We start from the raw sequence: 13,465 nt of genomic DNA on the forward strand, positions 1-13,465 counted from the left end.
CCAAGACCCGGTAGAGCTCGTTTAGACTCTGATTCATCACTTGTCGGCTTTTCCAGAAGTACTCGACTGCTCTCCAGAAAATTTTTTTTTAATATCAACCCGATATTCCTCTTCAGCCAGCTCATCTTTTGCTGAAAATCGATAAGAAGTTGCTTCTGACCAACTACCCGCTCTAATTCTGCTACTTTTTTCTTCAGCTCCAGCAACTGAACAGTGTCACTTTGGCTTTCCACGATCAAACGCTCTTGCTTCTGTTTCATACTACCGAATTTAATCATCCAGCGCCGAACTGACATGTCGGATACTTGATATTGTTGTCGAAGATCCCGGATACTCACTAGCCCTAGCTCTAGTTCTCTTACCTTTTCCTTTCTGAAATTGTCACTGAATCTGCGAACTCTACGCTCCGATTCACTCATCGTAAATTGTTCTCGTCTTGCCATTTTTTATCTAAGTTTTTTCAGACAAAAACGGTCAACTTATTTCAGGCACCGACAGGTTGTGAGTTGTGGGTTGTAGGTTTTAGGTTGTTAATGGCTATTACTTAGCTCCTACTGTTTACTTTTTAGATTTATTTGTTCAAAAAATGAGAAATAAAAAACCGCCTCAGGGATCTGAGGCGGCTTTCTTATTATTGGTCTAAGCCATATTTGAGGGTTTTTCCTTTTTCAACAGCCGGAAGACCTTCTGTCATCCACAAAGGTGCCGGAGCTCCTTTCAGGTAGTGATCGAAAAACTGACTCAATCTGATGGAAAGGTCTTTGCGGTTTTTACGCAGGCGTAAGTTGTGATCCTCTCCATTGTACTGGAGAAGCCAGGCCGGCTGGTTGAGACGCTTCAAAGCCATGAACATCTCAATGCCCTGATACCATGGAACTGCTCCATCTTCATCGTTGTGCATGATGAGTACAGGAGTCTGAACCCTATCCATATAGAATAGAGGAGAGTTTTCCAGGTAATACAAAGGCTTTTCCCAAAGTGTCCCACCGATTCTGGACTGGGTTTGTTCGTACTGGAACATACGGCTCATTCCTGTACCCCAACGGATACCGCCATAAGCAGAGGTCATGTTGACCACAGGAGCTCCGGCACCCGCAGCTTTAAACATATTGGTCTGGGTAATGAGGTAAGCCACTTGGTACCCTCCCCAACTTTGACCTTGGATTGCCATATTGTCTGCATCTACAAAACCTCTGGCCACAATGGACTGTACCCCGGGGATGATGCAGTTGTAGGCACTTGGTCCGGGAAGTCCCAAATCATACTTGATATCCGGAACGAAGACCAGGTAGTCGTTACTGACAAAGTATGGGATATTGATTGTGGAAGCGGAAGGTGCAGGTGCACGGTAATTATGCAACCCGTCACTGTTTCGCTCATAGAAATATACCATCATCGGATACTTCTTGCTGGCATCGAAACTTTCCGGTTTGAACAACAAACCCTGCAGGGCTGTACCATCATTGGCCAGGTAATCCACCAATTCTACAGAACCCCAGTTCACCTGGGCTTGTTGAGGGTTCAGGCTGGAAGCCTTTTTCAGGTTATGGAAGGAAAGATCACCAAGATATAAATCCGGGTTTTCCTGATAGGTACTTCTCTGAATGGTAATCTCATCTGATTCTTTCGCCTTATTCAAACCAAAATAGCGATGGGCACTCATGATGATTTTCTTAGGCGCAATCTTTCCATCCGTAGACCCCTGGTACATTCCAGATTCTTTATTTACCTCATTAAATGCTGTAAGGTAAAGTGGGGATTTAGGGTCAATGCTTTTTTCCTCCCGATCCAAAACCTGTCTTCTGAAAACAATCTTGTTCTTTCTTCCTTCTCCAGAAGTGATATTTACTGAAGAAGAGGGGTTCTTTGGATCAATTTTCCAGATATCGTAGCGGTCATTGATCAAAATAGCAGCATCCCCTTTGAGCCATCCTGAAGAACCATAGCTTCCGGGCAAGGAAGGAGAATCATGGAGCTCTTCATAGAAGTCAACTGGAATCGCCTTGGTCAGATTGATTTTCTTTTTAGAGGCAATATCGTAGACAACCCATGAGGAATCCCCGCTAGCATACCAGGTAACATAGTTGCTTTCCGGAGAAATGCTAGGGAAGCCCTGCACGTTTTTCTCAATTAAAGTTCTCTGACCGGTTTCGAAATCAACCAAATACAGGTCTCTTCCAATTTGAATATTCCAGCTATACTCCCTTCTATAAGCATTGTCTGTCCAGGCCAGGGCGAAGTCACGTTCTACCTTATCCTCCAAAACTACCTGATCCACCTTCCTATCTCCCAGCTGAGCAATACGCTTATCTTTCAGGTCAACGACAGCCAGATAAGACTTTTTCTCTTCTTGGGATTTCCGTCGCAACTGCATAGGCTGTATTTCAGAATCCTGCCAACCCCAGATATCCAAACTCACTCTTTCTTCATCAAGAATGGTCGTATCAGACTCATAGTCATAATCCTGATAGTCCTCGGCTACTCCAAAGAACAACCTGCCTTCATCCTCTGAAAACTTCAGGGAGGCATCCGGGCTAATTCTTCCGTTTTCCAAAATCCCCGGACTATCCTTTGCGACCAAAACCTCTGAAGAAGGCTTGGATGTATGGGTCAGAAAAATAGAGTGATAAGGCTTTTTGGCTTTGGAGGAATCATTGGTGCTGACAAAAGCCAGAAATCTGGATTTGGGGGAAAATGTCACTCGTTCATAAGAGGTATTCCCCTCATGAAGCAATGAGCTTTCCATTGTCTTCAGGTCCAAAAGGTAAATTGCCGCATTATCCAGAGTGTCTTCTTCTGCCAGTACATACTGAAGAAAATCCCCTTTTGGAGAAAAGCCGTATGACTTTACCCTTTCCAATTCTATGGATTGATCTCCTTTGAGTGTACGAACGATGAGTTTGCTCCCTTCAGTCTTTTTAGGCTTTTCTGCTTTGGCAGTTGAGTCGGCAGGATCTTTCTTTGCCGGCTTTTCCTTTTCAAAATGGATTGCTATCCAACTTCCTTCTTTTTCAGGAATGTCAAAGGATTTCACCTCAGGAAATTTTTCCAAAGTCCCGGAATTCAGTTGAAGGATAAATAGGCTATCCTTTGGCATATCCTCTTTTTTGGACTTTTTGAGCTTGAGCACTCTCAAGGAATCCTTTTGAGGCAGGATTTTACCGACAACAAAAGCATCATCTGGCGTAAAACTGAACCCTTGGGCTCTGGGAATTATGGTTTTTTTATCAGGATTATCAAAAGGGAGGATTTCCAGTCTGGCATCACCATCCTGTGGGGAAATCATATAGCCTACCCACTTGCCATTTTTGGTGATTTTATCAGAGGAAAGACTCTCCCAGGAATCATAGTCCTGATGAGTTAGAGCACGCTTTTGTTTTGCCACTGCGACCTGCCCCAGCAGGAAAAAAAGGAGCAGGGTAAATTGGCTTAGTTTTCTTAGCATAATCAGTTCAATATTACTTTAGGGTAAACTCTTTTGTAAATAGACCACCTCGGGTGGAAGAAAGCTTGATTTTGCCTTTCACTTCTTCCTCTCCCTTCACCGTCACTTTGAAGGTTGCACTTTTCTTTTCTCCTTTTCCGGTATAACCGCTATAAATGGTTTTGTCATACAGATCAGGGCTGGTGATTATCACCTTGGCCTCTTCATAGCCTTTGGTAAGTTCCTTGTCAAAATCCAGGCTCACCCGGTCTTCCTGAACAATTTTAACCAATTTGGCCTGCTCCAATGCAACAGGAAGGCCGCCCACATTTGTCCATTCCAAAGTAATTTCATATTCCCCTTTTCCGGTTTTTTTCACTTTAGGTTCGGAAACCTGTAGTTCGGGAAGTCTTTTGGCCATAGCCAGGTTAAACAGAGCCTGCTTTTTGGCCCAGTTTTCCAATTGCCAAGTAGGGCCATTCTGTCCAAAGAATTTGGGATGAAAACCGCCAATTTCCACCTCGCCCAATTGGGGATGGTTCATAGGAGTCCAGGATTTAAAGCCTCTTCCCTCATTTTCTTCCTCATCCCAAACTAGGGCATCGTAATCGTCATAAATTCCATCTCCGTTGTAATCTTTCATCGCTCCATTGTTCCAAAGCTCATCTCCGTACCAGATGCTTCCGAAGTAGAAATATCCAAAGTCGGGTCCATGTCCGAAAAGAGGGCTTGGCTTCAGGGGATCGCCAGTCATGGAATTGACTTTATATCTTGTGCTGTAAGTTTCATACACATCTCCTGCCCAAGGATAAGCGGTGAATGAAAGTCCGAGCTGATCCATCTCCTTATATATAGCCAAATCCGAAGGATACATGCGTTCCTCACTTTTGGAAGTTGAAGGTGGTCTCAGGTGCATAGGAACCCGGGTATCCATTGAGTTGACTACAGAAATATTGGCATGGCTCAACATCCACAGCACAGTAGACCTGCTTTCCGGTTCGCTCAGAGGGTACTCCCCTGCCCCATATTGGGTATAAGCTCTTCCTGTCAGGTCTCCTCCTATATCCGGTCTCCAGTTTTCAGGATAATTTCTATGCAGATCCAATCCTCCAATTCCGTCTTCATTATAATCCCCGTCGCCATCATTGTCGATTCCTTCGGTGTAGAGCAAGTAGTCTCCTTTTCCTGCAAAAACCCTTTTCATCAATTTTCCTGATGGGTGCTCCGGATCGATTATGAAATTGGCTTTTTCCTTTTCCTCAGGAGTAACTGCCTTCTTTCTGATTTGGTAAATGATACCGTCACCATCCAGGTCCTCTTCCGGATCCTCATCCAAAAGTCCATCCCTGTCGTTGTCATGAGGTCTTACTGTACTTCTATTTCTCTGTTCGGTGAAAAGATAGAGATTGGATCCATCCGGATTGTTTTGAGGACGGAGGTAGATTGTCTTGGTATCGATCAGATGGGTGATTTCCTGATCCTTTCCATAATTTTCCAACAGGTGTTGGGTCAGCCAAAGGATGGATTCACTGGATGTGATTTCTCCTGAATGTCTTCCTCCCTCAAAATAGGCGGCAGGTTTATCCGTATCCTTACCAGTCTTCTTGTTGGTAAGAGTCATTTGGTAGATCGGTCTTCCTTCAAAAGAATAACCGATCACATAAAGGTCTACAATCTCGGGAAATTCCTGAGCCCATTTTTCATACCAGTGATACATGACGTCCACGGTATGGTATTTATCAAAGGTGAGTTGTTCGCCGGGAGTATACTCTACTTCAGGAAAAGTGAATTTCTTGAAAAAAGAAGGCCCATGGCGCTCTCCACTTACTGTGTGGAATTTGGCTTTGCTGTCTTTTTCGGGAAAAACTTTCTCTTTTTTGAAGGGTTCGACCTGGGCTATGGCCAAGGTGCTTACAAAAGTCAAGCCCGCTGCTAGTAGGATTTTATTCATGTTCAGTTCACATTTTGACTGAATAAAAATAACCTCCTGATGGGGTCTAATCCAACCGCTCAAAAAAAAAGCCGGTTAAACCGGCTTATAATTTATTTTCTGATGACCATTTCGAAAACCTGAGGCCCATATTGTGTCATTCCCGGAATGGGTTCGCAATTTGGCAACTTTCGAATCACGTAATCTAATCTGTTGATCAATCCTTTGTCTTCGGAGTTCAAAACATCAAATCCACTGATTCTTCCCATGGAGTCAACTTCAAGTTGGATTTTCACTTCCTCCATTTCCTGACTTTTCTTGGTTCTGAAAATAAATGGAGAATAACTGTCCACCATTTCCAGGGAATTTTCTGCAAAAGCCCAATGAGCGACTGCCTCTTCGGAATTGTCAATAGACTTTACAAGAAGCTTGTCTTCCTTTTCGTTGGCCAAAATGGAAGAAGCCGAAATCATCAGTAAAAATAAAATCGAGAAGATATTGGAAAGGATCTTTTTCATGATTTCCTTATTAATAGCTTCAAAGATTAACAAAAAAACATTTCAAAGCAAGTTTTATGCATTTTATATCTGAGAAAAGGAAACAAAAAAGTCTTGCCAAAAGCAAGACCCTTTTCAGAATATAAACCCAAATATAACTTTAGAGATTAAAAGTTTTGATTCTAGTAGCTTTAACGTTTTGAAACAGAGGGTAAGTCCAACTATTATTTCAAGAAAACAATAATTATCAGAATAATTATTTGTAGTTCAAAGCTGAGCCCAAAGTAAAGCGATTTTAGCTTTAATTACAAATTGAAAAAATAATTTTGCAATATTTTGAACAATCTCTAATTTACAATCGATTTCATTAACAATCATCTAAATCCAAGCGCATAAAATGGATAAAATTTTAGATATCGATAACATAGACCTAAAAATTATTTCGCTTTTAAATGAGGACGCAAAGACTCCTTACACAGAAATTGCCAAAAAAGTATTCGTTTCCTCCGGTACAGTCCACGTAAGAATGAAGAAACTGGAGGATATGGGCATAGTAAAAAGCGCCACTTTGAATATAGATTTCTCCAAGCTTGGATATGATATTTCGGCTTTTCTGGGAATCTACCTCGAGAAAAGCTCTTTATATGACACGGTGATCGAAAAACTCAAGGGAATTTCAGAAGTGGTCAGCGCCTATTATACCACCGGTAATTATTCCATTTTCGCCAAAATCATCTGTCGCGATACCAATCACCTAAGAACTGTACTTGATAATATCCAAAAAGTAGAAGGGATAGACCGTACAGAGACTTTGATAGTACTTGAGGAAAGCATTAACAGACCCATACAGTTTTTTGACAAAGAGAAACAAGGTAATTAAGATTAAATCTAAATAAAGAAAATTTGGGGTAAAACCCGTCAAAAATGAGACTCGGAAAATTTTCAGTCTCATTTTTTTTTAGATTAAAATTTGGCCCAAATCAAAAAATAGGGCGATTTTGATCAGATTTTTAAATATCCCATAGATTTTTCAAATGAGCCGGAACATTATCTTTTCATTATAAGTTGTACATTCGCAATCAAAATGTAATTAGTCTAAATAACTCAGCACATGAGCAAAGACAACCAGATTTTAGAAGAACTTACCTCAAAGGAATACGAACACGGATGGTCGGTAAACTACGAAGCTGATGAGGCCCCTGTAGGATTGAATGAAGACATTATCCGTTGGATTTCCGCAAAAAAGGAAGAACCTCAATGGCTTCTTGAATGGAGACTGAAAGCCTTTAAAACCTGGCAATCCATGACAGAGCCTGAATGGGCAAATGTTCATTATCCCAAAGTGGATTTTCAGGCTTTGAAATATTATTCAGCTCCCAAGCAAAACTCCAAGCCCAAGAGCCTGGATGAGGTGGACCCTGAACTTTTGGCCATCTATGAGCGCCTGGGTATTTCTTTGAATGAGCAAAAAAGACTACAAGGGATTGCGGTAGATGCAGTACTGGATTCAGTTTCGGTTGCAACTACATTTAAAGGTACCCTTAGCAAACTGGGTATTATTTTCTGTTCTTTCAGCGAAGCGGTCAAAGAACATCCCGAACTGGTGAAGAAATATCTGGGTTCTGTAGTCCCGATGACGGACAATTATTATGCAGCACTCAATTCGGCAGTATTTTCTGACGGATCCTTCTGCTACATTCCAAAAGGGGTTAGATGCCCAATGGAGCTTTCTACTTATTTCCGGATCAACGCTGCCAATACAGGACAATTTGAGCGTACGCTGATTGTAGCTGAGGAAGAATCCTATGTGAGCTATCTAGAAGGATGTACCGCTCCTCAAAGAGACGAAAACCAGCTTCATGCCGCTGTTGTAGAAATTTATGCTGCAGCCCATGCTGAAGTAAAATATTCTACGGTTCAAAACTGGTTTCCCGGTGATAAAGAAGGAAAGGGCGGTATTTACAACTTTGTAACCAAAAGGGGTATATGCGCCGGGGATTTCTCCAAAATCTCCTGGACACAAGTTGAGACCGGTTCGGCTGTTACCTGGAAATATCCTTCCTGTATATTAAAAGGAGACAATTCCATTGGAGAGTTTTACTCTGTGGCAGTCACCAATAATTACCAACAGGCAGATACCGGTACGAAAATGATCCATATTGGTAAAAACACCAAGTCAAGAATCGTATCCAAGGGTATTTCCGCAGGAAAATCCCAAAACTCCTACAGAGGTCAGGTTCAGGTGATGAAGAGAGCCGACAATGCCAGAAACTTTTCCCAGTGTGATTCCTTATTGATGGGCGACCGATGTGGAGCACATACCTTCCCTTACATCGATATCCAAAATCCAAGTGCCAAAGTGGAGCATGAAGCTACCACCTCCAAAATCGGAGAGGATCAGATTTTCTATTGCAACCAAAGAGGTATTGCGACTGAAGACGCTGTGGCTCTGATTGTCAACGGTTATGCCAAGGAAGTTTTGAACCAGCTTCCTATGGAGTTTGCTGTAGAAGCCCAAAAGCTTTTGGCGCTAACCCTTGAGGGATCTGTTGGGTAAAAACTGATTTGAGATTTGAAATTCAGAATTTGAAATTATGGCAACTGTCACAAAATTCGAAGACCTGGAAGTCTGGAGAAAATCCAGAGAATTTTCCAAACAAGTCTTTGAATTGACACAAGCCAATGGCTTTGAAAAGGATTTCGTTCTCAAAAATCAAATCAATTCCTCCTCTGGATCAATTTCAGACAACATTGCTGAAGGATTTGAAAGAGAAGGAAAGAAAGAGTTTATTAATTTCTTGAGCATTGCTAAAGGTTCAGCGGGAGAATCTAGATCTCAACTTTACCGAGCATTTGACAGGAAATATATATCTGAAGAAACGCTTCAGGAAATGCTCAATATGTGTCTTGAAATTTCTAAATCAATTTCAGGCTTTATTAAATATCTGAAAGATTCGGAATACAAGGGAAACAAGTTCAAATGAACAAAAGAACCTGAGGTTTCAAATCTCAAATTTCAAATGAAATTATTAGTATCATGCTTTCTATAAAAAATCTACACGCTTCAATTGAAGGGACGCCGATTCTAAGAGGTATTAATCTGGAAGTAAAACCAGGAGAAGTCCATGCGATCATGGGGCCAAATGGTTCCGGAAAATCAACATTGGCATCTGTGCTTGCAGGAAGAGAAGAATATGAGGTTACTGAAGGAGAAGTTATCTTCCAAGGCAAGGACCTTTTGGAACTCTCTCCTGAGGACCGAGCCAGGGAGGGTGTTTTTCTTGCCTTCCAGTATCCTGTTGAGATCCCCGGAGTATCCTCTACCAACTTTCTTAGAACAGCGGTAAATCAGGTACGTGAGTACAGAGGACTGGAGCCTTTGGATGCAGTCAAATTTCTTTCTCTTATGAAAGAGAAAATGAAGCTGGTTGAGATTGATCAGAAATTGCTCAGCAGATCCCTTAACGAGGGTTTCTCTGGAGGTGAGAAAAAACGAAACGAAATCTTCCAGATGGCCATGCTTGAGCCAACGCTTTCCATTTTGGATGAAACAGATTCCGGTTTGGACATCGATGCATTGAGAATCGTTTCCAATGGTGTCAACCAGTTGAAATCAGATAAAACCGCTACCATCGTGGTAACGCATTACCAAAGACTTTTGGATTACATTGTTCCGGATTTTGTACACGTATTGTATAAAGGAAGAATCGTAAAATCCGGCACCAAAGAACTGGCTTTGGAACTTGAAGAAAAAGGCTACGACTGGATCAAAGACGAAGTTGATTCAAAGGCTACTGTCTGATTTCTAAAACAACAATCATGAGTACCTTGACCAAACAAGATACATTTAACAGCATATTAGAAGGGGCTCCCAAAAACTTCGAGTCAGAGAGGACTTTGGCAAAGGAAAGTTATTTTGCTCAGGGGCTACCTGCCTTGAAAGCAGAGGAATACAAGTTTACTTCCATTGCCAAAAAACTGGAGCAGACGATTGAAAACTTCTCTTCTGCCCAGGCTTTCGAAGTGAGCGATGAATTGGTTAAATCCTCCATTTATCCGGGATTTGAGGGAAATGTATTGGTTTTTTCCAACGGGAAATTCCTTCCTGAACTTTCCTCAAACATTGAAGGGCTGGAAATTTCTGCCCTATCTGAAAAACCGGAAACAGCCATTGGAAGCATTGCAAAAGTTGAAAAAGATGCTTTTGCGGCTTTGAATCAGGCTTCATTTGTTGATGGAGCATTCATCTCTGTTCCTAAAAAGTCACAAGTTGAGAAGCCATTTCTTCTTCTTTCCTTCAACAAGTCCAATGAAGGCCAGGTAATTCAGCCAAGAATTTGGATTGAAGCAGGGGATTTTGCTGAGGTCACATTTATTGACCAAAGTGTAGATCTAAGCGAGACCAGCTATTTCCTTAATAAGGTAATAGAAATCAAAGGAGGAGTAAATACCCACATTCGTTATTACAGAATCCAAAACGAAGGAAAAAACAGTATTGAGGTAAGCAATATTGAAACAGACATCCAGCAGGATTCCCGTTTCACTTCAGTCAATATTTCGCTTTCGGGAGATATGGTCAGAAACAACCTCAACCTGAACCTTTTGGGAAGTAATTCAGAGGGGAATATGTATGGTTTATACCTATTGAATGGGAAAACCCATGTGGACAACCATACCAATGTGGATCATACCATCCCTCATGCTGAGTCCAATGAACTCTATAAAGGTATCCTTGCCGATCAATCCCGAGGGGTATTCAACGGGAAAATCTTTGTACGTCAGGACGCTCAAAAAACAAATGCTTTTCAGCAAAACAACAATATCCTGTTATCTGAGGATGCGGTCGTGAACACCAAACCTCAGTTGGAAATCTGGGCAGACGATGTCAAATGTTCCCATGGCTGCACCACGGGTCAGCTGGATGAGGAAGCACTTTTCTACCTACAGGCTCGAGGAATTGATAAAACCCAGGCTAAAGGTTTGTTGTTGTATGCTTTTGCGGGAGAAGTCCTGGAGCATATTGAGGAAGACAGCTTCCGTGAGTATTGCATCTCCCTGGTACAAGAACGACTGGGAAGCAAATTTTAAACACCGACATGAGTTTAAATATTGACCAAATCAGGGGCTTGTTTCCTGTGCTTCATCAAGAGGTGCATGGCAAGCCCTTGATTTATTTTGACAATGCGGCAACTACCCAGAAGCCCAAGGCGGTTTTGGACTCCCTTTTGAACTACTATGAAAAGGACAACTCCAATATCCACCGTGGGGCACATGCATTGGCGGACAGAGCCACGCGATTCTATGAATCTACTCGTGAAGCAGTCCGAGATTTTATCAATGCCCGAGAAGCTGCTGAAATCATTTTTACGAAGGGAACTACAGAAAGCATCAATCTGGTTGCCCAGACTTTTGGAAGAAAATTCATCGGGAAGGATGATGAGCTCATCATTTCCACCATGGAGCATCATTCCAATATTGTACCTTGGCAGATGCTCTGCGAGGAAAAAGGAGCTGTACTGAAAGTGATCCCTATCAATGATTCAGGAGAGATCATTTACGAGGAATTTGAAAAACTCCTTTCCCCAAAGACCAAGTTGGTAAGCATTGTTCATGCTTCCAATGCTTTGGGGACCATCAATCCCGTCAAAAAAATCATCCAAGCTGCTCATGCTGTTGGTGCAAGGGTATTGGTGGATGGGGCTCAGTCCACCTCCCATCTTGAAATCGATGTTCAGGACTTGGATTGCGATTTCCTGGCATTTTCCGCCCACAAACTCTACGGACCTACCGGATTGGGAGTACTTTATGGAAAAAGAGAAGTTTTGGAAGCCATGCCGCCATTTTTGGGAGGAGGAGAAATGATCCGTGAGGTGACTTTTGAAAAGACCACCTACAATGACATCCCATTTAAATTTGAAGCGGGAACTCCCAATATCGGAGATGTGATCGCATTTGGTGAGTCGCTGAAATTCATCAAGTCTTTGGGAAAAAAGGCTATCAAGGATCATGAAGATGAGCTTCTATCCTATGCCAATGAACTTTTGCTTCCTATCAAGGGATTTATTCCAGTGGGCACAGCGGCTGAAAAAGTCAGCGTTTTATCCTTCAATATCAACGGAATGCACCCATTTGACGTGGGGCAGATGTTGGATGCCAAGGGGATAGCCGTACGTACAGGACACCATTGCACCCAGCCTTTGATGCAAAGATTTGGGATTGAAGGAACTGTAAGAGCTTCTTTTTCTGTTTACAATTCCAAGTCTGAAATCGAAAAGCTGGCCGAAGGGGTAAGTCAACTAGCCAGAATCAAAAACAAATGAGCACAATCAGAGAAATTCAGGACGAGATCGTATCCGAATTTGAAATTCTGGGGGAGGACCGGGAATCCACCATTTTTTATATCATGGAATTGGGAGGAAACCTGGAAGAGTTTCCCGAAGAGGAGAAAAAAGAGGAAAACATCATTAAAGGCTGTCAGTCAAAAGTCTGGCTGATTGCGGATGAGCATGATGGCAAAATCCACTATAAGGCAGATTCCAATACTGATATAACCAAAGGATTGATTTCCCTTTTGATCCGGGTTTTGAATGACAGAAGCCCGGAAGAAATCATTCAGGCTGAATTGAATTTTATTAACAGGATTGGTATGGGCAATATCATAGGGAGCCAGAGATCCAATGGATTGGCGGCTATGATCCAGCAAATGAAGCGATATGCCCTAGCTTTTCAAACCAAATTAAATACCTGATATGGAGACTGAAAACAGTGAATCAGCTGGACAAATCAAGGATCTGAAGGAAAAGGTCAAACTTGCGATCAAGCAGGTTTATGATCCGGAAATCCCTGTGGATGTATATGAGTTGGGGCTAGTATATGAAATCAGCGTATACCCAGTAAACAATGTCTATGTCCTGATGACCCTGACCTCACCCAACTGTCCCTCTGCAGAATTCATTCCTTCTGAAGTAAAGGATAAAATCCAGCAGATCCAAGGTATCAACCATGTGGAAGTAGAGATCACCTTTGATCCCCCCTACTCCCAGGATATGATGTCCGAGGCTGCCAAACTTGAATTAGGATTTCTTTAAAACGTAAAATAAAAACAAGAATAAATATGTATCCTGAAGAACTAATCGCTCCAATGAGAGCAGAACTTTCAAACGTTGGATTCGAAGAATTCAGAACCGCTAAGCAGGTAGCAGAACACCTGGGAGCATCACACAAGGGAACCACCTTTGTGGTGGTCAACTCTGTATGTGGATGTGCTGCCGGAGCGGCGAGACCAGGCGTATTGTATGCTTTAGAGAATGCCTCAAAAAAACCAAGCACCCTTGCTACGGTATTTGCAGGAAATGACAGAGAAGCCACTGCCAAGTTTAGAGAAATGGTATTACCCTACCCTCCTTCCTCTCCTGCCATGGCCATGTTTAAAGACGGGGAACTGGTTCACTTCATCGAAAGACACCACATAGAAGGTAGATCTGCAAAAATGATCGGGGATCATTTGGTTGAAGTTTTCGAGCATTTCTGTGATTAAAAAATAATAGCCCTTCGGGGCTTTTTTTACGAAAATTCCGGCTTTTACTGAATTCTTTCCAGGAAAAACCCAATTAA

The 13,465-nt window shown here is 42.2% G+C and carries 13 protein-coding genes; 9 read left to right on the forward strand and 4 right to left on the reverse strand.

The genetic code is table 11. The annotated features are described in order from the left end of the window. The 4 genes from P2G54_RS04030 to P2G54_RS04045 all read right to left on the reverse strand — a co-directional run. The coding region (locus P2G54_RS04030) for a hypothetical protein (protein ID WP_275868459.1) at positions 1–443 on the reverse strand (443 nt) is incomplete at its 3' end. Between the two features lie 188 nt (positions 444–631). Next, positions 632–3,445, reverse strand: coding sequence for a prolyl oligopeptidase family serine peptidase (locus P2G54_RS04035; protein WP_275868461.1), 2,814 nt, complete (start codon positions 3,443–3,445; stop codon positions 632–634). Between the two features lie 13 nt (positions 3,446–3,458). Next, positions 3,459–5,375 (reverse strand): M14 family metallopeptidase, encoded by a 1,917-nt coding sequence (locus tag P2G54_RS04040; RefSeq protein ID WP_275868463.1) that lies wholly within the window; start codon positions 5,373–5,375, stop codon positions 3,459–3,461. 92 nt (positions 5,376–5,467) lie between these two features. Beyond that, positions 5,468–5,872, reverse strand: a complete 405-nt coding sequence (locus tag P2G54_RS04045; RefSeq protein WP_275868466.1) for a hypothetical protein — start codon at positions 5,870–5,872, stop codon at positions 5,468–5,470. Between the two features lie 376 nt (positions 5,873–6,248). Between P2G54_RS04045 and P2G54_RS04050 the strand changes: the two genes are divergently transcribed. The 9 genes from P2G54_RS04050 (at position 6,249) to P2G54_RS04090 (ending at position 13,388) form a co-directional block, all read left to right on the forward strand. After that, entirely contained in the window at positions 6,249–6,731 is a 483-nt protein-coding gene (locus P2G54_RS04050) for an Lrp/AsnC ligand binding domain-containing protein (protein WP_275868468.1), read from the forward strand. Positions 6,732–6,962: 231 nt separating this feature from the next. Then, complete coding sequence (gene sufB, locus P2G54_RS04055; protein ID WP_275868469.1) at positions 6,963–8,408, forward strand: Fe-S cluster assembly protein SufB; 1,446 nt, start codon at positions 6,963–6,965, stop codon at positions 8,406–8,408. Positions 8,409–8,445: 37 nt separating this feature from the next. Next, a complete protein-coding gene (locus P2G54_RS04060; RefSeq protein ID WP_275868471.1) occupies positions 8,446–8,835 on the forward strand; it encodes a four helix bundle protein in 390 nt (129 codons plus the stop codon). 53 nt (positions 8,836–8,888) lie between these two features. Then, the gene (gene sufC / locus P2G54_RS04065) at positions 8,889–9,653 is read left to right on the forward strand and encodes a Fe-S cluster assembly ATPase SufC (RefSeq protein WP_275868473.1); all 765 of its coding nucleotides are present in this window, start codon (positions 8,889–8,891) and stop codon (positions 9,651–9,653) included. 17 nt (positions 9,654–9,670) lie between these two features. After that, positions 9,671–10,939, forward strand: a complete 1,269-nt coding sequence (gene sufD / locus P2G54_RS04070; RefSeq protein ID WP_275868475.1) for a Fe-S cluster assembly protein SufD — start codon at positions 9,671–9,673, stop codon at positions 10,937–10,939. An 8-nt stretch (positions 10,940–10,947) separates the two neighbouring features. After that, positions 10,948–12,171, forward strand: coding sequence for a cysteine desulfurase (locus P2G54_RS04075; RefSeq protein WP_275868477.1), 1,224 nt, complete (start codon positions 10,948–10,950; stop codon positions 12,169–12,171). Then, positions 12,168–12,599: a SufE family protein gene (locus tag P2G54_RS04080; protein ID WP_275868480.1), complete on the forward strand. Its 432-nt coding sequence runs from the start codon at positions 12,168–12,170 to the stop codon at positions 12,597–12,599. The genes P2G54_RS04075 and P2G54_RS04080 overlap by 4 nt, the downstream gene beginning before the upstream one ends. 1 nt (position 12,600) lies before the next feature. After that, positions 12,601–12,939: an iron-sulfur cluster assembly protein gene (locus tag P2G54_RS04085; RefSeq protein ID WP_275868483.1), complete on the forward strand. Its 339-nt coding sequence runs from the start codon at positions 12,601–12,603 to the stop codon at positions 12,937–12,939. Positions 12,940–12,965: 26 nt separating this feature from the next. Then, on the forward strand, positions 12,966–13,388 hold the full coding sequence (locus P2G54_RS04090; RefSeq protein WP_275868484.1) for a BrxA/BrxB family bacilliredoxin: 423 nt from the start codon (positions 12,966–12,968) through the stop codon (positions 13,386–13,388). Positions 13,389–13,465: the final 77 nt, after the last annotated feature.

The sequence above is a fragment of the Algoriphagus sp. CAU 1675 genome (genome assembly GCF_029222925.1).
GTDB lineage: Bacteria > Bacteroidota > Bacteroidia > Cytophagales > Cyclobacteriaceae > Algoriphagus.

Bases quoted from the DNA above. Each gene is read 5' to 3' on its own strand.
- P2G54_RS04035 (WP_275868461.1), bottom strand. From the start codon at position 3,445: ATGCTAAGAAAACTAAGCCAATTTACCCTGCTCCTTTTTTTCCTGCTG.
- P2G54_RS04040 (WP_275868463.1), bottom strand. From the start codon at position 5,375: ATGAATAAAATCCTACTAGCAGCGGGCTTGACTTTTGTAAGCACCTTG.
- P2G54_RS04045 (WP_275868466.1), bottom strand. From the start codon at position 5,872: ATGAAAAAGATCCTTTCCAATATCTTCTCGATTTTATTTTTACTGATG.
- P2G54_RS04050 (WP_275868468.1), top strand. From the start codon at position 6,249: ATGGATAAAATTTTAGATATCGATAACATAGACCTAAAAATTATTTCG.
- sufB (WP_275868469.1), top strand. From the start codon at position 6,963: ATGAGCAAAGACAACCAGATTTTAGAAGAACTTACCTCAAAGGAATAC.
- P2G54_RS04060 (WP_275868471.1), top strand. From the start codon at position 8,446: ATGGCAACTGTCACAAAATTCGAAGACCTGGAAGTCTGGAGAAAATCC.
- sufC (WP_275868473.1), top strand. From the start codon at position 8,889: ATGCTTTCTATAAAAAATCTACACGCTTCAATTGAAGGGACGCCGATT.
- sufD (WP_275868475.1), top strand. From the start codon at position 9,671: ATGAGTACCTTGACCAAACAAGATACATTTAACAGCATATTAGAAGGG.
- P2G54_RS04075 (WP_275868477.1), top strand. From the start codon at position 10,948: ATGAGTTTAAATATTGACCAAATCAGGGGCTTGTTTCCTGTGCTTCAT.
- P2G54_RS04080 (WP_275868480.1), top strand. From the start codon at position 12,168: ATGAGCACAATCAGAGAAATTCAGGACGAGATCGTATCCGAATTTGAA.
- P2G54_RS04085 (WP_275868483.1), top strand. From the start codon at position 12,601: ATGGAGACTGAAAACAGTGAATCAGCTGGACAAATCAAGGATCTGAAG.
- P2G54_RS04090 (WP_275868484.1), top strand. From the start codon at position 12,966: ATGTATCCTGAAGAACTAATCGCTCCAATGAGAGCAGAACTTTCAAAC.